Below are 26,436 nucleotides of genomic sequence, written 5' to 3' on the forward strand. Positions count from 1 at the left end.
TTGCCGACGGCGTCTCCCTGCCAGGGTACGCCGTCACTACCATCTCTGACAGACCGAATAACAACAAATCAGGTAGACGATGGACAATCCAATCAGTACCGGCCAAAGCATTCCGGCGGAACTCAATTCGGATGGCTACCGCAACATCCCCGAGTTTCTCGCCAGCTGCTGCCGTCGTTACAGCGATAAGCCAGCCTTCACCAGCTTCGGTCGTACTCTCAGTTACCGTGAGCTGGACCACCTCTCCGCTGCCTTTGCCTGCTATCTGCAGCGCGAAACCGACCTCCAGCCAGGTGATCGCATCGCCATTCAACTGCCCAACCTGATCCAGTATCCGGTAGTGGTATTCGGCGCCTTGCGCGCAGGGTTGGTGATCGTCAACACCAACCCGCTCTACACCCCGGCCGAGATGGAGCACCAGTTCCGCGACAGCGGCGCCAAAGCCCTGGTGATCCACAAATCGATGGCGCACAAGGCGCAGCAGATCCTCGCCGAGACCGACATTGACCAGGTGTTCCTGACCCAGGTCGGCGATCTGCACGGCTTTGTCAAGCGCCACCTGATCAACGCCGCAGTAAAATATGTCAAGAAGATGGAGCCCCGCTTCGACCTGCCCGGTGCCATCAGCCTGCGCAGCGCGCTGCTGAAGCATATCAATACCATACCGACCCCGGTTGAGCGGTTACCATCGGATCTGGCCGCACTGCAGTACACCGGTGGCACCACCGGCGTGTCCAAGGGCGCCATGCTGACTCACGCCAACCTGCTCGCCAATATGCAGCAGGCACTGCGGGTGATTCAGCCGGTGGGCGATGATTGGGCCGATACAGTGATCGCGCCGCTGCCGCTCTACCACATCTACGCATTCACCGTCGCCCAGGTGGTCCTCGCCAGCGGTGGCCACAGCATACTGATCCCCGACCCGCGGGATATCAACGGCTTCGTCAAGGCGCTCAGGAACTGGCGTACCACCGCCTTCATGGGGCTGAACACCCTGTTTATTGCGCTGTGCAATAACGCGGCGTTCCGTAGCCTGGATTTCAGTGCTCTCAAAATCACCCTGTCCGGCGGTATGGCGCTGACCAACGCCGCGTCGAAGCGCTGGCAGGAGGTCACCGGCTGCACCATCTGCGAAGCCTATGGCCTGACCGAAACCTCACCGGCGGTGGCGATCAACCCGCCCCGGGCGATCCGTGGCGGCACCATCGGCCTGCCGGTCCCCTTTACCGAGATCAGTATCCGAGGTACGGCCGGCGAGCTCCTGAGCGATGGCGAGGCCGGCGAGCTATGTATCAAGGGGCCGCAGGTGATGGCCGGTTACTGGCAGCGCGAAGACGCCACTCGCGAGATCTTCACCGACGACGGTTACCTGAAAACCGGCGACATCGCCGTGCGCGATACCGACGGCTACCTGCGCATCGTCGACCGCTCCAAGGATATGATCATCGTCTCCGGCTTCAACGTCTATCCCAACGAGATCGAGGATGTGGTCACCTCGCATCCCGGCGTGGTCGAGTGTGCGGCGATCGGCATCCCCGATCCGACCTGCGGCGAGGTGGTTAAACTGGTGGTGGTTAAATCTGACGACTTGCTGGATGTGGAAACGATTCGTAACTGGTGCCGCGAGCGGCTAACCCGCTACAAGGTGCCCAAGGTGATCGAATTCGCCGACGAGCTGCCCAAAACCAATGTGGGCAAGGTGTTGCGCCGGGCACTGAAAACCGGCTGTCCGCTGACCGATAGCCAGGTCATCGACCGCAAGGAGGCCGCCAATGCCGTTGACTAAACCGGTACGCCGACGCCATATCCACACCCGAGCGGTGCAGTGCCTCGGCTTCGAACGCGAGGATGGGCTGTGGGATATCGAGGCGCGGATGACCGACACCAAGACCCGCGATGTGGACAATGAGTATCGCGCAAGTGGTTACGTCAGCGCAGGCGAGCCGTTCCACGATATGTGGATGCGGCTGACACTGGACCACCGGCTGACGATTCACCGGGTGGAAGCCAGCATCGACGCCTCGCCCTTCCCCAACTGTCCCGGTATCGCCGACGCCTTTCGTCAACTCGAAGGCACCCGCATCGGGCCGGGTTGGAACCGACAGGTCAGAGATCTGCTCGGCGGCGTCAAGGGCTGCACCCACCTCAACGAACTGCTGATCCCGCTGGCCACCACCGCGATACAGACGCTCTGGCCCAGCGATCGCGACGACCTCGTTGAGCAGGCCTCCTCCGTCTTGCTCAACAGCTGCCACGGCTGGTCACAGAGCGGCGAGGTGATCCGCAAACATATCCCGCATCTCTATATCCCCGATAAGGAAGAGACAGTAGAAGGAAACTGATTCGATGAGCATCCCCGACAACTATCTGGGCCGACTGAAACTGCCCCTCGTGGCCGCCCCCATGTTCCTGGTCTCCGGCCCCGAGCTGGTGATCGAGACCTGCAAGGCCGGTGTTATCGGCACCTTTCCCGCGCTGAACGAGCGCACCAGCGAAGGGTTCGAGCAGTGGCTTAACAGCATAGAGGAGGCTTTGGCGGAAGCGGAAAACCCAGCCCCGTTCGGCGTCAACCTGATCGTACACCAGAGCAATCCGCGTCTGCGCCAGGATCTGGAGCTGATCGTCAAACACCGGGTACCGCTGGTGATCACCTCCCTCGGTGCCGTGCGCGAAGTGGTCGACGCGGTACACAGCTACGGTGGCCTGGTGTTCCACGACGTCACCAATATCCGCCACGCCCGCAAGGCCGCCGAGGCCGACGTCGACGGCCTGATCGCCGTCTGCGCCGGGGCCGGCGGCCATGCCGGCACGCTAAGCCCGTTCGCACTGATCGGCGAGATCCGCCAGTTCTTCACCGGTACGCTGTTGCTATCCGGCTGCATCTCCAGCGGTCGCGATATCGCCACCGCACGCATGCTCGGCGCCGATCTGGCCTACGCCGGCACCCGCTTCATCAATACCCATGAAAGCCGGGCCGACGCCGCTTACAAACAGATGATCACCGACTGTGCCGCCTCCGATATTGTCTACACGCCGAAGGTCTCCGGCGTCCCCGCCAACTTCATGCAACCAAGTCTTGCCAAGGCGGGACTGGACAGCGACAGCACCGGGCCGACGCAGCTCAATATGGACCAGGACGAAGCCAAGGCGTGGAAAAACATCTGGTCCGCCGGCCAGGGGGTGGGCGCGATCCACGACCAGCCACCCGTCGCCGAATTGGTCCAGAGGATGCGGCACGAGTTCAATGATGCGGTGAACCAGTTCAACCGTGATAACACCCGATTTATGGAGTGAATATGAGCGTCGAACGGATCGAACACCCCCTGGGCATCGTCGAACTGCGACTGAGCCGTCCGGAGAAGAAAAACGCCCTGACCCAGGCGATGTATGGCCAGCTGGTCGAGCTGTTGAGTGCCGCCGCCGAGGATAGCGACACCCACGTAGTGCTGCTCAGCGGCGCAGGTGAAGCGTTCTGCGCCGGCAACGATATCGCCGACTTCCTCAATGGCGCATCAGACCCAACCCAGCTGCAGATCATCGTCCAGTTCCTGCACACGCTGGTCGATTTCCCCAAGCCGCTCCTGGCCGCGGTACAGGGTGACGCCGTCGGTATCGGCACCACCCTGCTGCTGCACTGCGACCTGGTGGTCGCTGCCGATAGCCTGAAGTGCCAGATGCCCTTTGTCCGTCTCGGCCTTGTACCAGAAGGCGGCAGCAGCCTGCTGATCACCCAGCGCCTTGGCCAGCGTCAGGCGTTCGAGCTGCTGATCGAGGGTCGCCCCTTCGGCGCCGAACAAGCGATGCAGGTAGGTCTGGCAAATCAGATCGTCGCCACTGCGGAACTCGCCACCGCGGCATTGGCCCGCGCCACTGCAATAGCCACACTGCCACCGGAAGCGGTCAGACTGAGCAAACGGCTATTGAAGGAAAAGCAGCGAGAGGAACTGCACAGGGTGATCGACACCGAAGCTACCCTGTTCGCGAAGAGGCTCAGTTCGGCTGAGGCTCAGGCCGCGTTTAAGGCATTTCTGCAAGGCTAATCTGCACGGCCCGATCCGATCTATGCGGAAAGGGCCGTCAGCAGCACGTATCCGGTCATAATAAGCACTGGCAGCGAGCTGAAGGTCCAAAAAGTCGCACGGATATCGTGAATCTGTGCCGTCACGTAGGCGCAAAAGTGCGCCATCCTGGCCACCACGTAGGTCCACATCAATACCTGCGCCAGCCATAATGGCGGGCCCGTCAGTACAAACAGGAAGCCCGCAGCCAGATATCCCGGAATACTCTCCAGATCATTCAAATTCAGACGTCGCGACCGTTCGACATATTCATTTACTTCGAGTTGACCGGGCACCGGATTGGGATTGAGCGAGGTCTTCTTCGTATCTTCCGGGCTGCGAAAGCCACTGCGGACTTTCATCATTCGATAGACAGTCATCCAGGGCTGCAGCATCAGTTTCAAAATCGCGATAGCCGCCGTGATCAGATAGGTGACAAGAACCGGGTTATCCATGCTCAGTATCGAGGGCTCGACAGGCATCGTATCGTCCTCCAAAGATAGTGTCGGCGTAAATCGACCTTGTTGGTATAGGTAATGACCGTTGTGCGGTCAATTTCGGTCGGGGTGCAGACCCCGTTACGGGTCTTTTTTCCAATCAGATAAGCAGGCGTACAAGCCAAGCCGCTATATAGAGGCCGAGGCCAAACACGCCGTGGTTGATCAGGCTCTGAACTCTAGCCGCGCCCGGACGCGGCGTGCGAGATGCCGCGATACCCGCCCCCATTCCGGGTTGCATCAGGAGGAACGGCGCCAGCACCGTCCCGATACCGACCATGAGTGCCGGTACAAGGGTGGGTTGCCGTAGCCATTCGACGCCGCATAGCCCGATTAACAACGTTGCGAAAGCGATGCCTATTAGATAGTGCATGCTCCAGCCGAGAGCCCCTTCGCCGCATATCGGCTCCGAAGCCGCGATGGCTTCGTGGCGAAAACGCCCAAACCGCATATGGCCAATCCAGCGCCCCACCAATCGATAGTTGGGCAAGGCGATGCCAAAAAATGACCGCCGGGCAACGGCCCACAGATCCATGATCGCGGTAGCACCGACACCGACCGCCAGCGTATGCAACAGGGTGTTCATTTAGTCCTCCAGTGATTGTTCAAACTACGACTGGATGCTAGCCTACAACTTCAAGTCAGCTTGAGGTCAAACAAGTTTATGGATATTGCTGAAGTCGCCAAACGATCCGGTATACCGGCCTCGACACTGCGTTTCTACGAGGAGAAGGGGTTAATCAGATCCGTTGGCAGAAGCGGTTTACGCAGGGTCTTCAATAGCAACGTCCTGGAGCGACTGGCGCTGATAGCCCTTGGCCGCGCCGCAGGTTTTTCTCTTGATGAAATGGCTCAAATGCTGGGCGCAGACGGGCGTCCCGAGATAGATCGCCAGCTACTGCTGGACAAGGCGGAGCAGATTGACCAGACCATACGCCAGCTGACCTCGATGCGCGATGGCCTGCGCCATGCGGCGGTCTGCTCCGCGCCCAGTCATATGGAGTGTCCCAAGTTCCGCCGACTGTTGGGTTTAGCCTCCAGAGGGGCCATAAGTGGAGGGATAACCAAGAGAACATCTCGAGCGCAACGTACGAGTAAAGCGGGCTAAGTAGCAGAGCGGGGTACGTCCAATCATGAGACTGAGAATCCTGTCAGATCTGCACATTGAACACTTCCGGCAAGGGCGTTCACTCCCAGAAGCAGCCGCGGATGTGGTGATATTGGCCGGCGATATCCACTCGGGAAGCAGTGGGATCGAATGGGCAGCCCGGCAATTCCCTGACCAGCCGGTGCTCTATGTGCCGGGCAACCACGAGTACTATGGTTACTCCATGCCGGCCCTGCGCGCTGAACTTCAGGCAGAAGCCAAACGTCTGGGTATTCGCCTGCTCGATAACACCAGCGTCGTCATCGACGGTGTGAAGTTCTTAGGCACTACGCTGTGGACCGATTTCGCCCTCTACGCCGACAGTGCTGATGAAAACGCCGAGCTAACGTACGCCAAGGCACTCGCCGTCATGCCGGATTTCAGTATCATCGAGCAGCCCGAAGGCTTGGTTTTCACCCCCGAGGAGAGCCAGCGACTGCACCGGGTCGCCATCCGTTGGCTTGAACAGGCGCTATCGGTTCCGTTTGCCGGACCCAAGGTGGTTATCAGTCACCATGCACCACTTGCGGCCTGTATTCCTCCCCGCTACCAGGGGGATATTCTCTCCCCCGCCTTCGCCTCGCGACTGTCTCAACTGATGGGGAGGGCGGCGCTTTGGATCCACGGACACGTACATGAGCCGGTCGATCTTGAGTGCCGCGGCACCAGAATTATTGCCAACCCGGGCGGATATCCGAATGAGTTCGACCCACCCTGCTTCGTCCCCGACCTGGTGGTGGATCTGCCTCGTCCTGGTCAGGCCGAGGCGCTGTGCCGCTCCAGCTGAACCAGCAGCGTCTGGCATTTGCTCACCTGCTCCTCCATTCCCGGCATCGTTTCCAGAGCCTGTTTCATTAGAGCGTAAGCCTCGATCAGCTGTCCATACTCAGGGAAACGCTTATGTAGGCCGCTGAGCAGGCGGATCGCGGTTTCGGCATCGCCGCTGCCGTAATATTCGCTGGCGAGATGGAAACGCAGATGGGCGTATTCGGGCATGTAGTCCGGCAGCAGGCTGTACAGCTTTTTCGCATCTCTGAGCAAGCCGAAGGTCTGGGCGCTCTCCAGCAGGTGGTGAAAATAGCGGTCGGCGATCTTCTGCAGCGCGGGCTTGTCCTCCAACCTGCACAGTAGCTCGAAGTAACGCTGCCACAATCGCGTGTTCTTGGGGTCGCTGGCGATCGCCTGCTGCAGAATAGCTGTTGCCCGTGAGTAGTTGCCCGCTTTCAAACGAAGATTGGCGTGCGCCAGCGCCACACTCGCCGGGCTCTGCGCCTTCAGCAGCTTATCCTCGATATCCTGGGCGGTGATGCCGAGCTTGTCCTGATGCTGGTACAGCAGGTACCCCATCAGATGAAACTCGACCATCGAGTAGTAGGAGGAGATCGAGGACTGGGCAAAGGCGGAGAACGCCTGCTGCTCATCGCCGATCCAACTGCTGAGCAGCGAAACGGAGCTGAACATGATGAACAGGAAGATTATCAGTACCCAGTAAGGCAACCCGGTATTCTTGATCAGGTGAAAAACATTGTCCGGAGAGACCGCCCACAGTATGTGATCGCTCATCGCGAAGCACATCAGAATTGCCGGCAGCACCACGACAAGCGTCAGAATCATGATAATTGCCGTTAACGGCCCAAGCAGTCGACCAAGAAACATCACCGCCAAACCGATCAGGAAAAACATCGCAAACAGGCGAATCAGTATGCTGAACGATCCCTCCACCGCCTCGCCCAATCTGGGCGGTTCCATATGGCCAACTGACGTCGCCTTAAGGCAGAGAAAACTGTAGTTCACCGCCAGGCCGCTGCAGAACAGCATGGCAATAAACTGCAACACCTCGCCGATTGGCATCAACGACAACGCGGTGGTCACCAGGCTCAAACCGATGATGAAACCCATCGCATTAGGATTCAGCGGGTAGAGAAACGCCTTCTTCAATCGTTTGGACAGGGGGTCGACACTGTCGGCACTGACCCGCACCCGCAACAGAGCACCGCACTGAAAGCAACGCGCCTCCCCCGCTACGGAGTGGTCGACGCACTGAGTACAGAAGCTCTCCCGGCACTCATCGCAACGGAAGTTGGGCGCCGTATCCGGGTGGTATTTACATGACTCCATTGTGACCATCCTTAGTCAGTTGCTGCGCATACTGCTGGTACTTCATGGCGTTGTTCTTGTCTCCAAGCTCCGCGTAGCGGGTTGCCAAACGCTGTGAAAGCAGCAGCACCTCACTGGGTTTGAAACCCTGGACATAGAGATGGTCGGCGATGTCGGCCGCCCCCTTCAGATCCTCCAGCGTGGTAAAGCGAAACGCCAGCTCCAGCTGGTCCTGCTCGGGCAGCAGATCCTGCGCTCTCGCCTCCTCCTGCCACACCTGGTTCAGATCACCGACCTGCGCCGCCGACAGGTTTTTCTGCGTCATCAGCGCACAGAAACTGGGGACGAACTGCTCGCCCCGTTTGATCTTTTCCAGGTTGTAGCGCACCCTGGCGAGCTCGAAATCGTTGCCGACCCGCTCCACCAGCGCCACCAGCTGCTTGATCGCCTCGTCGAAACGCAGTGCTTCGATGGTGCGGTACACCTCGGCCAACCCCTTGTTGCGTTGGGACGGCCCCTGCTCCTGCTCGACATACGCCTCATCCACCGCATTGCGACCGAACAGCATCGCCAGCCCGATCAACAGGGCACCGGCGACGAATCCACCGGCATGGGCCATATAGGCCACATTGGAGCCTTCGATACTCAGGTACTGGTACACCTCCTTGCCGATATACAGCGGCAGGATCAACAGCGCCGGGGCGCGAAAGTAACCGACGAAGAACAGCACCCAGTAGAAAAACTCGATCCTCTTCAGGCGGAAGATCGCCAGGTACATCGCCATCACGGCGGAGATGGCGCCGGAGGCGCCGATCAGCGGCGTATCGCTGCCGAGCGAGAACAGCACCTGTGTCAGCCCCGCGCCCGCACCGCCGATCAGGTAGAAGAGCAGGAAGCGCAGATGTCCAATCGCGGCCTCCACCGCAAATCCGAACAGCAACAAAAACAGCATGTTGCCAAAGATGTGATCGAAGCCGCCGTGCAGAAACTGATGGCTGATCAGCGTGACAAACGACACCTCCGTCGCCCTCAGGCCATAGGCAAAGCTGCTGATGGAGTCGAAAGTATCCTGAAACGGCTGACGCTCAGCTTGCCAGCGTTGATACAGATCGGGCTCAAATATGAAGGGCGCCTTGCTGGAGATGTGATGGTAATAGCCGTGATCCATCAGCATCTGCTGCGCGATGCTGTACGGATCACCCGCTTCGTTGGCTTGCTGCAGTGCAGCGAGATCGTCGTCGCGCCCCTCCAGCTCGAGGTAACGCTGGTAGATCGGCAACTCTTTGTCGATATACCGGGATTCGGCGAAACCGGTTACCGCTTCGTCGCCCTTCGCCCCATCGCCGCTCTGGTAGAGAAAAAACACCAGCAGATTCACGAGCAGGATCAGGATCAGAACAAACGGCGTGTTTCTCCACTCCAGCCGTTTCTCGGTGGGTACGATTATCATCGACTGTCAGCCCTCACAATTCCTTTTGGGGGTAGTTGGCACCCGCTCGTTTGGGGATGCATCAACCTGGCACTATCCTAGCCCGTCAAACATGCTATTCACAAGCCAACAGGCACGCGCCATTGCGTCGTTTTTTACGCTCAGTTTGCCCTAACGGCGAAACTTGGTCTCCAACACCACCGACGAGTTGGTGCGCTCCACACCGTCAAGATTGCCGATCTCATCCAGCACCGCGCTTAACTCCTCCAGCGACGGCGCCTGCACAATCGCGATCAGGTCGTATTCGCCACTCACCGAGAACAGTTGCACCACCTGGTTGATCTGCTCAAGTTCAAGGTTGGTCTTGGCGGTCAGCTTCTGCTGCACCTTGATTGACACGTGCGCCTCGACCTGGTTGCGCGCGAACTCCCCGCCCAATTCCACCGAATAGCTGCGGATAACACCACTGGCCTCCAGCCGATTGAGTCTGTTCTGCACTGTCGAGCGGGACAGATCCAGCGCCTTCGCCAGGTCGGTCACACTGGCACGCGCGTTACGCCGCAGCAGCTCGATCAACCGATGATCCTGCTTGCTTATCATTTTGATCAAAAAACCAAGTTAATTTGATAAATATTCACATCAATTAGCACAATATGAAACTACAATTTAGCAAGTACGCCAACCATAATTCCCGCATCGCCAGGGTTTACGCCCTGCCACGCTTGTTAAGCGCAGGTACGAGAATAATAAGGAGCGCACCATGATCATTCGTCCGATTACCGATCAGGATCTCGATACTCTCTATCAGATAGCGGTCGAGTCGGGCCCCGGCTTCATGTCCCTACCCAGTGATCGTGACTTTCTGCAACGCAAGATCCGGCGCTCGATCGACAGTTTCGCACGTGCGGCGAGATCGCCTGCCGGCGAGAGCTACCTTTTCGCGCTCGAGGACAGCGAGACCGGCGAGGTGATGGGTACCACCGGGATCGAGTCGTCGGTCGGGCTGCGCCAACCGCTCTACCACTTCCGGCACAGCCGGCAGACCTACCACTCCCGCGATCTGAATATCAGCAACCATGTGGATATGCTGGACCTGTGCAACCACTACACCGGCTGTACCGAGATCTGCACGCTTTATCTGCGCCCCCGTTTCCGTCACCAGGATTTCCGCCAACAGGCGTCTGGTCGGCAACATGCCGGCAAGTTGCTGTCCAAGGTGCGGTTTCTGTTCATGGCACAGCACCCGGAACGCTTCGCGGACACCGTAATTGCCGAGATGCGTGGCGTCTCCGACGAAGCGGGTCGATCCCCGTTCTGGGACTGGATGCGAGAGCATTTTCTGGCTCCTCATCACAATCAACTGGATTTTGCCACCGTCACCCGGCTGGCCGGTTCCGGCAACAGCGATTTCATTGCCGACATCATGCCCCGCTACCCGCTGTACACACATCTGTTAAACCCGTCAGCGCAGCGTGTGATCGGCGAAGTGCATGAACAGACCCGGCCGGCACTGAAGCTGCTGGAGAGCGAAGGCTTCGAGCACCGCGGTTATGTCGACCCATTCGACGCCGGCCCCACCGTCGAGGCGAAGCTCACCGACATCCGCAGCATCGCCGGGTCGTCCGCCTGTCGCATCAAGGTTGCACGCGACGAACGGCAGCTGGAGCAAAGCCCGGACAGTCTGATACTGCTGGCGAATACCTCGGTACCGGAGTTCCGCGCCGGTGTCGCCGACAAGGCCCGCTACCACGCAGGCGAGCAGGTACTCGAGATCTCCCGCACCCTGGCCGAGTCGCTGAATCTGGATCAGGGCGACTGCGCCCGTTTCCTTCAATTACCGGTATCCGGAGCCCGAGTGCCGGATGCGGCGATCGCAGTACCATCTAACAAGGAGAATATTCATGCACGCTGATCGCGATACCCTGTTCCGCCACCTTTGGACCCAGTACCTCGAGGTAACCCCCTCGGCACAGGAGGTACACCGGATTCTCGGCGACACCCAGGATAGCGATATCGTCAACGACCATATTGCCCTGCGGACTTTCAACCTCGAAAAGGTCAATCTGGAAAAGCTGGCCGCCCATTTTCTGGCTCTGGGGTATCGGCAGTGTGGCGAATACCGCTTCGAGGCGAAGAAACTCTATGCCCGCCACTACGAGCATGAGGACCCGACCGCGCCGAAGGTGTTTATATCGGAGCTGCTGGTCGAGGAGTTTTCGCCTGAACTTCAAGCGATCGTGGGCAAGCTGGTCGATCAGGTCGACGCTGACGCGGTGTCGGCAGATGACTTCCTCTATTCCGGCAGTCACTGGCAGATCGACTACGCCAGCTACCAGCGGCTTCTGGCGGAGAGCGAATACGCCGCCTGGTTGGCAGCCTGGGGCTTCCGCGCCAACCACTTCACCGTCAGCATCAACCACCTGATACGGTTCGACTCGGTGGAAGCCGTCAACGCGGCATTGAAAGCACAGGGATTTGCCATCAACAGCGCCGGCGGCGAGGTGAAAGGCACACCGGAGGAGCTGCTGGAGCAGTCGTCGACACTGGCGGACAAGGCGGAAGTTGCCTTCAGCGACCGCTCGGCCACTATCCCGAGCTGCTTCTACGAGTTCGCCCGCCGCTACCCGCAGAACTCCGGTGAGCTCTATACCGGCTTTATCGCAGCCTCCGCCGACAAGATTTTCGAGAGCACCCACGCAATGATGTAAACGAGCCTGTTCAACTTGCCTGAGGCGATATAAGCGGTGATAGTACTCGCTCTTCACATCCAGCTTGAACAGCCACAATGATCGATGCTATCAACCGCAAGATTATCGCCGCCCTGCAGCAGAACGCCCGCATCTCCTATGCGGAGCTGGGCAAGAGGGTCCACCTCTCCGCACCAGCGGTGGCCGAACGGATACGCAAACTGGAAAGCGCCGGTATCATCACCGGTTACCGCGTGAAGGTGGACCTGGACAAGCTCGGCTACCCCATCCTGGCGATGGTGCAGTGCAAGGTCTACCGCACCAAGGAGCGCGAGTTCAAGGCGTTGCTGCTCAGTTACGACGAGGTGGTCGAATGCATCAACGTGACCGGGGAGCAGGCGTTTCTGGTCAAGCTGGCGGTGGAGTCCCTGTCGCAGCTGGACGCGATCCTGGAAGCGTTTATCGATCTCAGCGACACCAATACCATGATGATCCTGTCCACGCCGGTGGATCGCGCCCTGCCCGAAACTTTCTTTAAGTAGGGTGCGTCCGCGCTACAGCCTCAGCTCTGGCTCGGTAGCGGCTGTTTCTGCCGTACCGGCCACTGGGTCACCAGCATTCCGGCCAGCATCAGGCTGCAGCCGAGCAGCTGCTTGCTGCCGAACTGCTCGCCCAGAAATAGCCAGCCACCGAGAGCGGCAAACACCGACTCCATGGACAGCACCAGCGCGGCGATACCCGGTTCGACCTTACGCTGGGCGATCACCTGCAGCGTGAAGCCTATACCGCTGGAGGCAACGCCGACATAGAGCAGCGGCAACCAGGCAGCCTCGAATGCCGGCAGGCTTGGCGTTTCATACAGCCCCGCCGCAATACCGGACCATAACGCCGCGACCATAAACTGGATGATCGACAGGCCGACAGCATCGGCCCTGCGCGACAACCAGCCGAGGATGATCACATGGGCGGTCCAGAAGAAAGCACCGATCAGTTCCAGCGTATCCCCATAGCCCATGGCGAAGTCAGGGCCGACCGACAAACTGTAGAGACCCAGAATCGCCAGGATAATGCCGCTCCAGGTCTGCATTGTGGTGCTCTGGCCAAGCAGCAATCCCGCGATCGGTACCAGCACTATGTACATACCGGTGATGAAGCCGGCATTGGCGGCCGTGGTATGCAGAAGACCGATCTGCTGGAAGCTGAAGCCGCCAAACATGATGGTGCCCGCCGCCAACCCGCCAAACAGCAGTGTGCGCGCCGAAAATTCCCCATGGTGTCTCTTCAACAACCAGATCGGCAGCAGTGAAAGTGCGCCCAACAGGAAACGCGCGGCATTGAAGCTGTGCGGTCCCAGAGTTTCCATCCCCGTGCTCTGGGCGACAAAGGCAAAGCCCCAGATGGCGGCGACACTGATCAGTAGCAGGTGTGGAGGAACGGTGAAACGCATCGGATTGATCTCGAAAACTTGAGCGGGTAGTCAAGCGGCTATTCTATAAGCGACAGCGTTTGGCAGACAGCGAGAACCAAACGATTCGAAACTGATAAGCATCAAAACGATCTTTATTACACACCTTTACTTTCGAATCGTAACCACCTCATTCACCGGTGCAGAGAAACGGAGCGATCAGCCATCCGGTAGCGCCAACACCGCCTCCCTGGGCGCAGACCGGGCTCACTGCCGTCAGGATACCCCCCAGGACGAGACGGCGCGGTGGCGCGTACAAACATTTTTCACCTTCGCGACACGGCAGCACTGCCAATATCCAGTGGATAGGTCGCTCAGGATTTAGATATACGGATCTATTTTCACGCAGGAATTATAAACAGCAGAATAATACTGAACATTATTTACACAGGGTGTGTGATACTTGATTAAATCCATTGATTTGGATTTTCTCCTCCATTATCCTGAAACGATCGTAAAATAACCAACTCAAACAAGCATTTATATGTAGATCTCTCATTTATATATGAATGAAAGATTGGCGAAACGGGAAAGAGCAAGCCTGCATGAGCTTTCAAAACACGCATCGGGAAACCTTCGTACTAAAAGCCACGTGCCGCGCAAGTAGCGGAATCGTCGCGGCCGTCACCTCCTTCCTCTCCAATCGCGGTTGTTACATCAGCGAGCTGGCCCAGTTCGATGATGTCGACACCGGACAGTTCTTCATGCGAGCCGTTTGCTACGTGGAGACGGGCGACTGCACGCTGGCCGATATCCGTGAGCAGTTTCCCGAAGTGGCTGCCACCTTCGATATGAACTGGGAACTGCATGCCGCGGACATACCGACCAAGACCCTGATCATGGTCAGCAAGTTCGATCACTGCCTGGACGACCTGCTCTACCGCAAGCGCAAGGGTGAGCTCCACATGGAGATCACCGCTGTCGTCTCCAACCATCTGGATCTGCGTCCGATGGCGGAACGGGAAGGCATACGCTTCATCTATCTTCCGGTCACCAAAGAGAACAAGCCCGAACAGGAAAAAGCGCTGCTCGATATCATCGCTGAAACAGGAACCGAACTGGTGGTATTGGCGCGTTACATGCAAGTCCTGTCCGATGATCTCTGCAAGCAGCTTCGCGGCCGTGCGATCAACATCCACCACTCCTTCCTGCCCGGTTTTAAAGGGGCCAAACCTTACCATCAGGCTTTCGAGCGCGGCGTCAAACTGATTGGCGCCACCGCCCACTACGTCACCTCCGATCTGGACGAAGGCCCCATCATCGAGCAGTCGGTGCAGCCGGTCGATCACACCTTCCGTCCGGATGCGCTGGTCGCCGTGGGCCGTGATACCGAAACGGTGGCCCTGGCCCGGGCAGTAAGATTGCACATTGAACAACGCGTATTCCTCGACGGCAACAAAACCGTGATCTTCCGATAAACGGCGGCGCCGGTATAACCACAATCGCACTGCGGAGCCCCCCTGGCCCTCTCCGCAGTGCATGCCTTAACCTCGCTACTGCTGGCCGATATTCAGCTTACCCACCAAGGCCATATCGATTAAAAGACTGTATAATCTAACGACGTAAAAAATAATGTTTTAGCGAGGCCACTCTCCATGTCTGCTTCCAAACGACAGCGTACTTTCAGTAGCCTTTTTATAGGAAGCAACCAGGCGTTTATCGAAGGAAAAAACGTCGAAGATATCGGCCCCGTTCGAATCGGATTTATCCTGTTAGAGAATTTTTCCATGATGGCATTTACAGGTGCCGTCGATGCTCTCGTGACCGCTAACCTGCTGAGCAGCACACCGCTTTATCGCTTCGAAACCATGGGTATCGGCGGTTCTACGGTAAGGTGTGATCTTGGTTTCGATATATCGGTCAGCTCACAGATCCAAGGATACCGGGTCGAAGAGCTGGATATGATATTTATTTGCGGCGGATATCGCTCTCCGCTAAAACCCAACGAACAGTTATCCGATCTATTGCGCACAGCCGACAAGAAAGGACTGGTGCTCGGCGGGCTCTGGAATGGCAGCCTGTTTCTGGCCTGGGCGGGACTGATGGATGGCTACGAGTGCACCCTGCACCCGGAAAACCGCGCCTGTCTGGAAGAGACCTGCCCCAAGGCGATCCCTTCGAAAAAGGCCTTTGTGATCGATCGCAACCGCGTCTCCTGCGCCGGCGCCAGCAGTGCGCTTGAGATGATGCTGGCCACTATAAAAAAGCACTACGGCAAAGAGGTAGTGCGCGGTATCGAAGAGATACTCACCTGCGACAAGATCAGTGAAGAACAAGGCCGACCGATGCTGACAGCCGCTAGCGATCCTATGATGCCGGATAAATTCAAGGAAGTTTTACAGCTGATGGAGAGCAATATCGAGGAACCGTTGGGCATCGATGAACTCGCTAATTTCGTCGGTCTTTCACGCAGACAGATCGAACGCCTATTTCAACGTTATGCGGACACCACACCGTCGAAATACTATTTGGAGCTGCGTATAACACGTGCCAGACGGCTTTTGCTGCAGACCAATGAGTCCGTCACCAGCATCGCCGCTGCCTGCGGTTTCCTGACTCAGCCACATTTAAGCCGCTGCTATCGCGACTATTTTGGAATTTCCCCGACCGAGGCTCGTCAGGCGCGGGATAGAGGCTTAACCTGACCCATCCGAAGACATCAAAGTAGCGCCATCAAAACCCAATGCCATCAAGTTAAGCCATAGACGAAATAACTCTTTAAATATCATATAATTATGCATGTTTCATTGTGCTGAAAAATCAAAGTTTAACGGTTGACAACATGTTCTCTATACCGCAGAGAAATTGTACAAAAAATAGCCAGCCACCTCCATAATCCGGCGTTCATCCATCATTTCCGGCCGGATGAAAAAGCGTTCATTCGCGAACGCAAGCTAACATTCACCCATCTGGTGCTGTTTCTGCGCAATCTGGTCAAGGGATCCGTCGAGGACGAACTGGAAACCTTCTTCCAGACGCACCATGGCCAGGAGCCGGACGCGCTATTCGTCACCAAGTCCGCCTTTACCCAAGCGAGGAAGAAGCTCAAGTCCGAGGTGTTTATCGAACTTAACCGGCTTCTAGTCGATACGCTGTACCAGCAGGACTGTCAGCGCTGGTACGGATTCCGGGTCCTTGCTGTCGACGGTTCGGTGCTCAATCTGCCCGAACGGCCCGCACTGCGGGGACACTTCCAGCCCGACGCCGGGAATCGCCCCCAGGCGCGTGACGCTGCAACCGTCCGGCGATGCGATCAGGCAAGGCCGAATCGCGGGGGCGTCCTGTGATCCGCTGGAGGTCCGCCTGGTGCGAGTCGATCTGCCCAACGACGACCCCGAGATTCTGGTCACTTCCATCTTGGACGAGGAACGGATTCCAGCCGAAGAGTTCAAGGCCCTATATCACCTGTGCTGGGGGTATCGAGGAGGACTACAAGAAGATGAAGAGCCACCTCGAAGTCGAACAGTTTTTCCGGTCTGTCGGTGCCGGCCGTGCAGCAGGACTTTCATGCCAAGGTGTTCAGCAAGAACCTGGGCAGCCTGCTGGTGACGGCCGCCCAGCGTGACGTCGACCAACGGACAGCCCATCGGAAACGACGCTACAAGGTCAACTTCACCCGCGCGCTGTCGCGCATGACGCACCAGATCGTCAGACTCTTCACTCTGGCTGACGTGAGCGATTTTCTTGAGCGGCTGCTTCGGTTGATGGCGCAGAGTGTTGAGGCTGTACGCCCGGAACACAGCTATCCCAGGAAACCGGGCCGAGGGCCGAAGTATGCGACAAATTATAAAAGAGCGCGGTGAACTAGTGCGTGCGAGGGCTTAACTTAATGGCATTGCCTGCATACCGGCAACGGCCTGACTGATGTTTCGCCCCTGCGCTTCGAAGCCGGCACTCTGGCTCAACTCCCGCTGATTACCGTTAAGGGTATCGATGGCCAACAGCCCGATCGCGCCGAATAAAACAAGAGACAGAATGTTGATAACCAGCCCAGCGAACAGGGACTTCTTGATCGCTATATTTATATTAAGCCTCATCGCAGCAGTGCCCCCGACTTCATCGCAATATGGTTGCCTCTGGACCGACATGCCCGCCTGGTGACCCGACGGGCACCCGCTGACTTATCCCGTAATACCTCGCAAGCGCTCATTGCGCCGGCGCAGCAGCTCCAACACGGTCAGCAACAGAACGGACATGGCCACCAGAATGGTTGCCACCGCCAGAATGGTCGGGCTGATCTGCTCGCGTATACCCGACCACATCTGCAGAGGCATCGTGCGCTGTTCGACGCCGGACAGGAAGATGACCACCACCACCTCGTCGAAAGAGGTGATGAAGGCAAATAGCGCGCCGGAAATAACCCCCGGCGTCACCAGCGGCAGCACCACCTTGAAAAACGAGTAAGAGGGAGAGGCACCCAGGCTCGATGCCGCCCGTGTCAACGAGTGGTCGAAGCCGGACAGGGTAGCCGTCACCGTAATCACCACGAAGGGAATTCCCAGTGCGGTATGAGCAAGCACTACACCGAGATAGGTCTGCGCCAGGTTCACGCTGGAGTAGAAGAAGAACATCCCCGCCGCCGAAATGATCAACGGTACGATCATCGGCGAGATCAGAATGCTCATGATGAGACCGCGGAACGGCATCTGAGGACGAGACAGCCCCAACGCGGCCAGCGTTCCCAATACTGTCGCCAGAATAGTCGATGCAATACCGACGATGAAACTGTTCTTGATCGCCGCGATCCAGTCCGCATTCGAGAGAAAGTCCTCATACCACCGTAAAGAGTACCCCGCCGGATCGAAAGAGAGCATCTCATGGGTGAACGTGAAATAGGGTTCGGCGTTGAATGAAAGTGGAATAATGATCAGGATCGGACCGATCAGAAAAACGAATATCAGCGCACATAAAATACGGTAGCCGTAGTGCCAAATACGATCGAGAGTGCTGGCGTAAGCCGGTAGTGCAGACATGGATCACCCCATTTTTATTTTGTCGATGCCGATCAACTTGTTGTAAATCGAATAAAGAACCAGTACCAAAGCCAACAACAACACACCCAGAGCGCCCGCAAGCCCCCAGTTCAGGGATTTCTGCATGTGATAAGCGATCATGTTGCTGATCATCTGGCCCGACTGCCCCCCTACAAGGGCCGGCGTAATGAAGTAACCGATCGACAGGATGAAGACCAACAGGCTGCCTGCGCCGATGCCATTTACGGTCTGCGGCACATACACCCGCCAGAATGCGACCAGCGGATTGGCACCAAGGGAGCGGGCTGCACGCATGTAACTCGGCGGCACCGTTTTCATGACGCTGTACAGCGGCAAAATCATGAACGGCAGCAGGATATGCGTCATCGCCACCAGTGTGCCCGTCTTGTTGAAGATCATCTGGATACGCCCCTCATCATCGATGAGATGGAGCCACACCAACAGATCGTTGACGACACCCTGAGACTGCAGCAGGACAATCCAGGTGGTCGTGCGTACCAGCAACGATGTCCAGAACGGCAGCAACACGAGAATCATCAGCAGATTGCTGGTGCGCAGCGGCAGATTCGCCAGCAGGTAAGCAACCGGATAGCCAAGCAGAATACAAAACAGGGTCACGGTGGCACTCATGACGAGCGTTCTGGTGAACAGGGGGACGTAAACACGCTGAGATTCCGGCTGCATCACGATACTGCCGTCATCGTCGTAGCCCATATCCAGCGCGGCCAACAGATAGGAAAGGGTGTAAGGAGCCGACTCCCGCTTGATCACCCGCCAGGTCGCAGGCTCCCCCCACACCGCGTCGATATCGATCATCGCGTCTTTGTAGGGGCCGCTCTTTATACGTGCCGCCTGGCGCGCCGACCCCATGATGGCACTGCGCATCCCCTGCACTTCATAATTCAATCGCGTGGCGACCTTACCGATCTCCTTGCTCTTGTAGCCCGACTTGAGGTCTTCGACGAGCGCCGCAAACACAGGCTCATCCGGCAGACCGTTACCATCCCAGTCGCCTAACGCGGCGGTCGTCTTCGGCATGATGTCGTGGATCTGTGGATTCTCCACACCCCGCAACGCCATATTGAACACGGGTACGATAAAGGTAACCAGAATGAACACCAACAACGGGGCGACCAACAACATCGCCCACAAACGCTGTCGCCGCAACGCCCGCCTGAGGCTGACCTTCAACGGCGTCCCGTCAGCGGTTGTCACACCCGAATTCGTTCCAGTCCGCGGCACCAGGCCGACATCGTCCGCGGTCCCTGCTGCGATCTGTGCTTGAGTCATTTTTATATAAACCTGTTGAAACCGTAGATGTTGGGAAATGCGATGGCGTATAAGAGTGCGGGGTGAATGGATCACCCCGCAGTTTCAGGTTACTTGGCTAGCCAGGCATTGAAACGCTCGCGCATTTCGTCGCCATGATCCGCCCACCAGATGGCATCTTTCTTGATGGGATTGAAAAAGTTGGCTGGATTGGTCGGCATGTGCGGTTTCATATCGACACCGGTATCCGCATGCGTGGACACCAGCGGTGCAGAAGAGGCACGGGCCGGACCGTAAGCGATGAACTTGGACTCGTCTGCCAGGCGCTGCGTATCGGTGGCGAAGTTCAGGTATGCCTTGATTCCGTCGGTCAGCTTACCTTTGGGCACAACCCAGCCATCCAGCTCGAACATCTGCGCATCCCACATGATGGTAAATGGCTGTTTTTCGTTGACCTGAGCATTGAAAAAGCGACCGTTGTAGCCGGATGCAATGACAACTTCCTTGTCGGCCAGCAGTTGCGGCGGCTGGGCACCGGCATCCCACCAGACGACCTGATCCTTGATGGTATCCAGTTTCTTGAATGCGCGCTCCACACCCTCTTCGGTGCTCAGCACATCGTACACCTCTTTCGGTGACACGCCGTCGGCAACCAGCGCCCACTCCATGTTGCCGTCCGGAATCTTCTGCAAGGCACGCTTGCCGGGGAAGCCTTCAAGGTCGAATATATCGGCAACTGTTTTCGGCTTCGCACCTGCAAAAGCGGTATCGTTATAGGCGAGGACAGTGGCGTAGACGATCTGAGGAATAAAACAGCCACTCAGAGAGCCCTCGATAAAATCCTTGCTTGGCAGCGTACCGTCGGGAGCCGCAGCCAGAATCGCGTCGTAGTCGATCTCTTCTATGATACCTTCGTCACATGCCAGAATCGCATCGCCCTCCAGCATATCGACAAGATCCCAGGTCACATTCCCGGCCTCTATCTGGCTACGCAAGCTGGCCAGCCCCTGCCCGGCCTTGGGTTCCATCAAAATCTTGTCGCCGGTCTTTTCCATCCACGGATCGTGAAACGCCCGTTTCTGGGCTTCCGAATAAGCACCACCCCAGGAAACGATGGTCATGGAGTTCTCTGCATGCGCGATACCGCCAAGGGCACTCCCAAGCACAGCACCGGTAATCACGGAAAGTTTACACATGTTTTTTATCATTGATATTTCCTTGTGGTCATTTGGCCGGACCGGCCTGTCTTGCAATACAACGGCGCCCCGGGATTGAGACGAACCGCTGCGGCGAAACGGAACATCAGGCATCCAGTGCTCGACAATCCTCTGTCGCCCAGCCTATATTGACGATCTCCCCCTCCTTGAGTGGGGTGTGACGCTGGGTGTTGGGCACCTTGGTGATAAAGTTGGAGTTTCCGGAAACCGTCATTCGGGCGCGGATATGATCGCCCAGATAGATCAACTCCTCGACTCGCGCTTGACACCTATTTGGATACGCCGGGTCTTCGGGCTCGATCACGATGCGCTCGGGGCGAATGGAAAGTGTCGTGGGACTATCGAGCCCGTCGACATTGACCTTCAGGGCCTCAACGACACCGGCTCCACCGTCGAGCTCCACCGAACAGGTCTCGCCGCCGATCGACTTGATCCGGCCCGCCAAGCGATTGTTCTCACCGATAAAGCCGGCGACAAAGGCGTTTTCCGGCTTTTCGTAAAGCTGATCGGGTGTCGCCAGCTGCTGTACGATACCGTCCTCAAACACGGCAATACGGTTGGACATGGTCAGTGCTTCGGATTGATCATGTGTCACATAGACCATGGTGATGCCGAGATGCTCATGGAGATGCTTGATCTCATACTGCATCTCTTCCCGAAGATTCTTATCCAAGGCTCCGAGCGGCTCATCCATCAGCACCAGCTTGGGTTCGAACACCAGCGCCCTCGCCACCGCCACACGCTGCTGCTGTCCGCCGGAAAGCTGTGCGGGGCGTCGGTTGCCGAAGTTGCCGAGCCGCACCATCTCCAGCGCGCGTTTCACCTTGGCATCGATTTCGGCCTGCGGAATCTTTCGCACCCGCAACGGGAAGGCTAGATTTTCAGCCACCGTCATGTGTGGAAATAGCGCGTAGTTCTGAAAAACCATTCCGATATCGCGCTTGTGGGGCGCCACATTGTTGATCGACTGACCATCGAGAATGATCTCGCCGTGAGTAGCCGTTTCAAATCCGGCGAGCATCATGAGACAGGTGGTTTTTCCGGAGCCGGACGGCCCCAGCATGGTAAGAAATTCGCCGGCAGCTATGTCGATGTTGAAGTTTTTAACAACCAGTGTTTCACCATCATAGCTCTTCTGTACATTTACAAAACGTACAAACTGTTCCGAGTTACCACCCATAGGAATGCATACCTCTTTTTTCCTTTATCTTTGTTATAATTTTCGCCATAGAATGCACAGCCAAGATCGCATTGCAAATTACAGCCAGATACCGAAGATGCCCGCCAAAAAATGACATTCAACGAATCTCATGTCACACAAGGCTACGCCGGAGAGAACCCTAAAAATGTAACATTAACACCGAAAAGTATTAGATTTAGGACATTCCCGCCCATTCGCGAACCCATCGCCACAAAAAATATATCTAATCATCCAGCAATCAACGTTATTTAATTCTTAAATTCTGCCACTAAACAGCATCATCACCCACACTGAGCGCTTGGAAATTCCGCCAGAATAAGGAACACTCATTCAGCCACGCTCTATTTTCTCAAGATTCAAACCCACTGCCAGAAATATCAAGACCTGAACGTTGCTTAAACATTCTATTATCGGTCGCAATAATCCTATTTGCCGCAATCTTCAGACGTTAGAGTGCTCTTTCAATAACCGATTTATTTTGCGGTTACCGACATATAACAAGCGCGGAAGGCACTACATATGGAAAAATATAGAGGCTTTTGGTACGCACAAGCGCTGGACTACGACAGCCACGTAGCCCCTGCGCTGGAAGCCGACATCAGCGCGGATATCTGCATTATCGGTGGCGGATACCTCGGACTTTGGACTGCAATCCGACTCAAGCGGGAAAAGCCGGACCTGAAGGTCGTCATCGTCGAACGCGACCTCTGCGGTGCCGGCGCCAGCGGGCGCAACGGTGGCGTCGCGACCAACTGGTGGGGAAAATTCCTGTCCGTACGCAAGCTCTGCGGGCACGAAGAAGCGTTGCGCATCTGTACCGCAGCCGAATCGGCCATCGACGAGATCGGCAAGTTCTGCGAGCAGAACGGTATCGACGCCCAATACCGCAAGGACGGCTGGATCTGGTCGGCCAGCTCGCAGAAACAGCTGGGCTCCTGGGATATTCTCGTCAACTCCCTCAAAGAGTATCAGGTTAACCCCTTTGTCGAGCTGGGCCCGAATGAAGCCAGGGCACGCACCGGCAGCCCGAGGAATATCGCCGGAATTTTCGACCCGAACGCCGCGACCGTGCAGCCGGCCATGCTGGCACGCGGGCTGAGAAAGCACGCGCTAGAGCTGGGTGTCGAGATCTACGAAAAGTCACCGATGAAGCGCCTGGAACGCAGCGCGACGCCGATCGTTCACACCGAACAGGGCAGCGTAAAGGCACAGAAGGTAATCGTCGCAATGAATGCCTGGGGCGCGCTTTTCCCCGAGTTGCGCCGCAACATCGCACTGGTATCGAGCGATATGATCGCGACCGCCAAAGTCCCCGAGCGCCTCAAGCAGATCGGGTTTACCGGCGGCGAGTGCATGACCGATTCCAGGGTGGTGCTGAACTACTACCGCAACACGACCGAAGGCCGTGTCGTATTCGGCAAGCCGCTGGGCAAATTCGGCTTTGCCGGCCGCGTTGGCGACATCTACGAGCGCCCCACGCCGGCGGTCGAAGGGGTCACCAAGGCCTTTCACGAAATCTACCCGAACCTGTCGGACGTACCCATCGTCAGCAGCTGGACCGGCCCTATCGACCGCGCCATGAACGGACTCCCGACCTTCGGTCATCTGGGTGGTCACGAGAACATCGTCTATGCCATCGGTTTCTCCGGAAACGGTGTGGGCACCACGGTGTTCGCAAGCCGCATCGTCGCATCCCTGGCACTGGAGAAGAACGACGAGTGGAGCAACTGCGGCCTGGTCGACACCCATATCAAGATCAAGCGCTTCCCGATCGAACCCTTCCGCTATGTGGGCGGCTACATGGTTCGCGATGCGCTGGTACGCAAGGAAGCCCTCGAAGACCGGAACAAGACCGCCGGCATGATGACACGTTTCCTGGCCGGCCTCGCCCCTGCCGGCTATGTCCCGACCAAGAAAGGCTGATAGACACCGCCATGCATAAAATAATATTCCTGGACAGGTGCGCCGTGGCGCCCCAGATTCAACTGCCCAAGCCCGACTTCGCCCATGACTGGGTCGATTACGAGTTTACCGACAGCGATCAAACGGTCGAGCGTGCCCAAGGGGCGACAATCGCCATCACGTGCGGCGCCCCTCTGCGCGCAGAGGCGCTCGCCCAACTGCCCGATCTGCAAATGATCTGCGTTGCCATGACCGGCACCGACCATGTCGATGTGGATTACTGCCACGAACATGACATTGTGGTTTGCAACGTACCGGCCTATTCGCCGACCACGGTCGCCGAACACGCCCTGGGGCTGCTGCTGGCCCTGCGCCGCAGGATCCTGGCGTATCACAATCTGCTGGCTACTGATCAGTGGTATGGCGAAGGCTGGCAGACCAGCGTCTTTCTCGATTATGAGATTCGCGACATCCACTCCAGCCGTATCGGCATCGTCGGAACCGGCATGATCGGCCGGGCGATGGGCCGCCTGTGTTCGGGCCTGGGAATGGACGTGGTGTACCACAACCCTCGCGAAACAGACAGTTCCCTCCCTCTCGTCGAGTTCGACGAGCTTCTCGAAACCTGCGATGCGATCAGCTTCCACTGCCCGCTGACCGAGTCCACACGCGACATGTTCAGGCTCGAAGAGATGAAGCGCATGAAGCCGCATGCGGTTCTCATCAATGCGGCACGTGGCGGCATCGTCAACGAGAAAGACCTTGCCGAGGCGCTGAAATCGGGGGTGCTGACGGGTGCCGCAATAGACCTGGTCGAGCAGGATCCGATTCAGCCGACCGAACCCCTGCTGGAACTGATGAAGCTGCCTAACTTCATCATGACACCTCATGTTGCCTGGAGCAGCCGGCAGGCAATGCAGGGTCTTTGGGACCGCGCCATCGAGAACATCAACCAGTTCGTCAAAGGCACACCGATCAACCGGGTCTGACGCCTACACAGAGAGAGCGACATGAAAACCAGCTACATCAACGGCCGCTTTATCGAGGCCGGCGAGCAAGAGCTCAAGAATATCAACCCGTCCGACATCAGCGATGTTATCGACACCTTCAGCCGCGCGGGACGTGCCGAGACCCGACAGGCGATCACAGCCGCTGCCGCTGCCGCCGACAGCTGGGGGCGATCCAACCCGCAGCAGCGTTTCGATATACTCGACTTCATCGGTAGTGAAATTCTGGCGCGACGCGAAGAGCTTGGCGCCCTGCTCTCCCGCGAAGAGGGCAAAACCCTGCCGGAAGGGATCGGTGAAGTCACCCGCGCCGGCTACCTGTTCAAGTTTTTCGCCGGCGAAGCCCTGCGCATCGGCGGCGAAAAACTGGACTCCGTACGCGCCGGCGCCACCATCGACATCACGCGCGAACCTGTCGGTGTCGTCGGCATCATCACCCCCTGGAACTTTCCCGTCGCGATTCCGGCCTGGAAGATTGCACCAGCGCTCTGTTACGGCAATGCAGTGGTCTTCAAACCCGCCGAACTGGTGCCCTCCTCCGCCTGGGCTCTGGCCGAGATCATCTCCCGCTCCGGCCTGCCCGCCGGAGTGTTCAACATGGTGATCGGCCCGGGCCGCGAAGTCGGCGACGAGATCATCGGCAGCAACGAGGTTCAGGCGATCACCTTCACCGGTTCGGTCAGTACCGGCACCATGATCGCCCAGCGCTGTGCCGCGCGCATGGCCAAGGTCCAGCTCGAACTCGGCGGCAAGAACCCGCTGATCGTACTGGATGACGCCGACCTGGAGCAGGCGGTCGATGTTGCCGTTCAGGGCAGCTTCTACTCCACCGGTCAGCGCTGCACCGCCAGTTCGCGCATCATCGTCACCGATGGCATCTACAACGACTTCATCGCGCTGCTAGCCAAGCGAACCAAGGCATTGCGTGTAGGCAACGCCCTGTCCAGCGATACCCAGATCGGCCCGGTGGCCAGCGCAAGCCAGTTGCAGCAGGACCTCGAGTATATCGAGATCGCCAAACAGGAGGGCGCCACTCTGCTGGTGGGCGGCAAACGCATCGAGGGCGAAACCGAGGGTTACTACCTGCAACCGGCCATCTTTACCGACGTCGACAACCGGATGCGGATCTGCCGGGAGGAGGTGTTCGGTCCCGTGGCGACGGTATCGCGGGTTGCCGATTATGAAGCGGCCCTGGCCGAAGCCAATGACACTCAATTCGGCCTGTCCGCCGGTATCTGCACAACCTCCCTGAAGTATGCGGAACACTACAAGCGACACGCCAAGGCGGGCATGGTCATGGTCAACCTGCCGACGGCAGGCGTGGACTACCACGTACCTTTTGGCGGCACCAAGGCGTCAAGCTACGGTCCTCGCGAGCAGGGCCGCTACGCGGCGGAGTTCTACACCCGCGTCAAGACCGCTTACCAGAAAGCAGACTGAGTCAAATAGCGTTACGGAGTCTTAGA

Annotated in this window: 27 protein-coding genes; 16 read left to right on the forward strand and 11 right to left on the reverse strand. The window is 57.7% G+C overall.

Going from position 1 to position 26,436, the window contains the following annotated elements; all coding sequences use genetic code 11:
• The first annotated feature begins 79 nt into the window (after positions 1 to 79).
• The 4 genes from KQ940_RS09165 to KQ940_RS09180 are packed head-to-tail and all read left to right on the forward strand — an operon-like array spanning position 80 to position 4,040.
• Positions 80 to 1,786 carry an AMP-binding protein gene (locus tag KQ940_RS09165; protein ID WP_217413192.1) on the forward strand — a complete coding sequence of 569 codons (1,707 nt, stop codon included), beginning with the start codon at positions 80 to 82 and terminating at the stop codon, positions 1,784 to 1,786.
• Positions 1,773 to 2,342, forward strand: coding sequence for a DUF2889 domain-containing protein (locus tag KQ940_RS09170; RefSeq protein ID WP_217413193.1), 570 nt, complete (start codon positions 1,773 to 1,775; stop codon positions 2,340 to 2,342). The genes KQ940_RS09165 and KQ940_RS09170 overlap by 14 nt, the downstream gene beginning before the upstream one ends.
• Before the next feature lie 4 nt (positions 2,343 to 2,346).
• Positions 2,347 to 3,294 carry an NAD(P)H-dependent flavin oxidoreductase gene (locus KQ940_RS09175; protein WP_217413194.1) on the forward strand — a complete coding sequence of 316 codons (948 nt, stop codon included), beginning with the start codon at positions 2,347 to 2,349 and terminating at the stop codon, positions 3,292 to 3,294.
• A 2-nt stretch (positions 3,295 to 3,296) separates the two neighbouring features.
• Positions 3,297 to 4,040: an enoyl-CoA hydratase-related protein gene (locus KQ940_RS09180; RefSeq protein ID WP_217413195.1), complete on the forward strand. Its 744-nt coding sequence runs from the start codon at positions 3,297 to 3,299 to the stop codon at positions 4,038 to 4,040.
• Between the two features lie 20 nt (positions 4,041 to 4,060).
• Here KQ940_RS09180 and KQ940_RS09185 read toward each other — a convergent pair whose 3' ends face one another.
• A complete protein-coding gene (locus tag KQ940_RS09185) occupies positions 4,061 to 4,540 on the reverse strand; it encodes an MAPEG family protein (RefSeq protein WP_217413196.1) in 480 nt (159 codons plus the stop codon).
• 115 nt (positions 4,541 to 4,655) lie between these two features.
• Positions 4,656 to 5,141, reverse strand: coding sequence for a DUF2938 domain-containing protein (locus tag KQ940_RS09190; protein ID WP_217413197.1), 486 nt, complete (start codon positions 5,139 to 5,141; stop codon positions 4,656 to 4,658).
• A gap of 78 nt (positions 5,142 to 5,219) precedes the next feature.
• On the opposite strand from KQ940_RS09190, the gene KQ940_RS09195 reads away from it, so the two are divergent.
• Together KQ940_RS09195 and KQ940_RS09200 are read left to right on the forward strand one after the other, a co-directional pair.
• A complete protein-coding gene (locus tag KQ940_RS09195) occupies positions 5,220 to 5,663 on the forward strand; it encodes a helix-turn-helix domain-containing protein (RefSeq protein ID WP_217413198.1) in 444 nt (147 codons plus the stop codon).
• A 25-nt stretch (positions 5,664 to 5,688) separates the two neighbouring features.
• Positions 5,689 to 6,489 carry a metallophosphoesterase gene (locus KQ940_RS09200; RefSeq protein WP_217413199.1) on the forward strand — a complete coding sequence of 267 codons (801 nt, stop codon included), beginning with the start codon at positions 5,689 to 5,691 and terminating at the stop codon, positions 6,487 to 6,489.
• Here KQ940_RS09200 and KQ940_RS09205 read toward each other — a convergent pair.
• The 3 genes from KQ940_RS09205 to KQ940_RS09215 form a co-directional block, all read right to left on the reverse strand.
• Entirely contained in the window at positions 6,459 to 7,820 is a 1,362-nt protein-coding gene (locus KQ940_RS09205) for a tetratricopeptide repeat protein (protein ID WP_217413200.1), read from the reverse strand. The two genes, KQ940_RS09200 and KQ940_RS09205, sit on opposite strands and share 31 nt — an antisense overlap.
• The gene (locus tag KQ940_RS09210; protein WP_217413201.1) at positions 7,807 to 9,249 is read right to left on the reverse strand and encodes a rhomboid family intramembrane serine protease; all 1,443 of its coding nucleotides are present in this window, start codon (positions 9,247 to 9,249) and stop codon (positions 7,807 to 7,809) included. Before KQ940_RS09210 ends, KQ940_RS09205 begins: the two co-directional genes overlap by 14 nt.
• Before the next feature lie 150 nt (positions 9,250 to 9,399).
• Positions 9,400 to 9,828, reverse strand: coding sequence for an Lrp/AsnC family transcriptional regulator (locus tag KQ940_RS09215; RefSeq protein ID WP_217413358.1), 429 nt, complete (start codon positions 9,826 to 9,828; stop codon positions 9,400 to 9,402).
• A 160-nt stretch (positions 9,829 to 9,988) separates the two neighbouring features.
• Between KQ940_RS09215 and KQ940_RS09220 the strand changes: the two genes are divergently transcribed.
• From KQ940_RS09220 to KQ940_RS09230, 3 genes are all read left to right on the forward strand, one after another.
• Positions 9,989 to 11,140, forward strand: coding sequence for an arginine N-succinyltransferase (locus KQ940_RS09220; RefSeq protein WP_217413202.1), 1,152 nt, complete (start codon positions 9,989 to 9,991; stop codon positions 11,138 to 11,140).
• Positions 11,130 to 11,936, forward strand: coding sequence for a DUF1338 domain-containing protein (locus tag KQ940_RS09225; protein WP_217413203.1), 807 nt, complete (start codon positions 11,130 to 11,132; stop codon positions 11,934 to 11,936). Before KQ940_RS09220 ends, KQ940_RS09225 begins: the two co-directional genes overlap by 11 nt.
• A 77-nt stretch (positions 11,937 to 12,013) precedes the next feature.
• A complete protein-coding gene (locus KQ940_RS09230; RefSeq protein WP_246589917.1) occupies positions 12,014 to 12,457 on the forward strand; it encodes an Lrp/AsnC family transcriptional regulator in 444 nt (147 codons plus the stop codon).
• A gap of 20 nt (positions 12,458 to 12,477) precedes the next feature.
• Here the strand turns inward: KQ940_RS09230 and KQ940_RS09235 are convergent, their stop codons facing one another.
• On the reverse strand, positions 12,478 to 13,362 hold the full coding sequence (locus KQ940_RS09235; RefSeq protein ID WP_217413204.1) for a DMT family transporter: 885 nt from the start codon (positions 13,360 to 13,362) through the stop codon (positions 12,478 to 12,480).
• A 563-nt stretch (positions 13,363 to 13,925) separates the two neighbouring features.
• Here KQ940_RS09235 and purU point away from each other — a divergent pair.
• The 4 genes from purU to KQ940_RS09255 all read left to right on the forward strand — a co-directional run bounded on the left by purU (position 13,926) and on the right by KQ940_RS09255 (position 17,183).
• Positions 13,926 to 14,798, forward strand: coding sequence for a formyltetrahydrofolate deformylase (gene purU, locus KQ940_RS09240; RefSeq protein ID WP_217413205.1), 873 nt, complete (start codon positions 13,926 to 13,928; stop codon positions 14,796 to 14,798).
• Between the two features lie 177 nt (positions 14,799 to 14,975).
• Positions 14,976 to 16,025: a GlxA family transcriptional regulator gene (locus KQ940_RS09245; protein ID WP_217413206.1), complete on the forward strand. Its 1,050-nt coding sequence runs from the start codon at positions 14,976 to 14,978 to the stop codon at positions 16,023 to 16,025.
• A gap of 129 nt (positions 16,026 to 16,154) precedes the next feature.
• Positions 16,155 to 16,667: a hypothetical protein gene (locus tag KQ940_RS09250; RefSeq protein ID WP_217413207.1), complete on the forward strand. Its 513-nt coding sequence runs from the start codon at positions 16,155 to 16,157 to the stop codon at positions 16,665 to 16,667.
• A gap of 204 nt (positions 16,668 to 16,871) precedes the next feature.
• Positions 16,872 to 17,183, forward strand: a complete 312-nt coding sequence (locus KQ940_RS09255; protein ID WP_217413208.1) for a hypothetical protein — start codon at positions 16,872 to 16,874, stop codon at positions 17,181 to 17,183.
• An 18-nt stretch (positions 17,184 to 17,201) separates the two neighbouring features.
• On the opposite strand, the gene KQ940_RS09260 is transcribed toward KQ940_RS09255, so the two are convergent.
• From KQ940_RS09260 to KQ940_RS09280, 5 genes are all read right to left on the reverse strand, one after another.
• The gene (locus KQ940_RS09260; RefSeq protein ID WP_217413209.1) at positions 17,202 to 17,417 is read right to left on the reverse strand and encodes a hypothetical protein; all 216 of its coding nucleotides are present in this window, start codon (positions 17,415 to 17,417) and stop codon (positions 17,202 to 17,204) included.
• A gap of 84 nt (positions 17,418 to 17,501) precedes the next feature.
• Positions 17,502 to 18,353 (reverse strand): ABC transporter permease, encoded by an 852-nt coding sequence (locus KQ940_RS09265; RefSeq protein ID WP_217413210.1) that lies wholly within the window; start codon positions 18,351 to 18,353, stop codon positions 17,502 to 17,504.
• Between the two features lie 3 nt (positions 18,354 to 18,356).
• Positions 18,357 to 19,589 carry an ABC transporter permease gene (locus KQ940_RS09270; protein ID WP_343222639.1) on the reverse strand — a complete coding sequence of 411 codons (1,233 nt, stop codon included), beginning with the start codon at positions 19,587 to 19,589 and terminating at the stop codon, positions 18,357 to 18,359.
• Between the two features lie 164 nt (positions 19,590 to 19,753).
• Entirely contained in the window at positions 19,754 to 20,839 is a 1,086-nt protein-coding gene (locus KQ940_RS09275; RefSeq protein ID WP_217413212.1) for an ABC transporter substrate-binding protein, read from the reverse strand.
• A 106-nt stretch (positions 20,840 to 20,945) separates the two neighbouring features.
• On the reverse strand, positions 20,946 to 22,040 hold the full coding sequence (locus tag KQ940_RS09280; RefSeq protein WP_217413213.1) for an ABC transporter ATP-binding protein: 1,095 nt from the start codon (positions 22,038 to 22,040) through the stop codon (positions 20,946 to 20,948).
• A gap of 540 nt (positions 22,041 to 22,580) precedes the next feature.
• Here KQ940_RS09280 and KQ940_RS09285 point away from each other — a divergent pair.
• The 3 genes from KQ940_RS09285 to KQ940_RS09295 are packed head-to-tail and all read left to right on the forward strand — an operon-like array spanning position 22,581 to position 26,410.
• Positions 22,581 to 23,984, forward strand: a complete 1,404-nt coding sequence (locus KQ940_RS09285; RefSeq protein ID WP_217413214.1) for an NAD(P)/FAD-dependent oxidoreductase — start codon at positions 22,581 to 22,583, stop codon at positions 23,982 to 23,984.
• An 11-nt stretch (positions 23,985 to 23,995) separates the two neighbouring features.
• On the forward strand, positions 23,996 to 24,952 hold the full coding sequence (locus KQ940_RS09290) for an NAD(P)-dependent oxidoreductase (protein ID WP_217413215.1): 957 nt from the start codon (positions 23,996 to 23,998) through the stop codon (positions 24,950 to 24,952).
• 21 nt (positions 24,953 to 24,973) lie between these two features.
• Positions 24,974 to 26,410, forward strand: a complete 1,437-nt coding sequence (locus tag KQ940_RS09295; RefSeq protein WP_217413216.1) for an aldehyde dehydrogenase family protein — start codon at positions 24,974 to 24,976, stop codon at positions 26,408 to 26,410.
• The last annotated feature ends 26 nt before the right edge of the window (positions 26,411 to 26,436 follow it).

This window comes from Marinobacterium ramblicola (genome assembly GCF_019084545.1).
Classification (GTDB): Bacteria; Pseudomonadota; Gammaproteobacteria; order Pseudomonadales; family Balneatricaceae; genus Marinobacterium_D; species Marinobacterium_D ramblicola.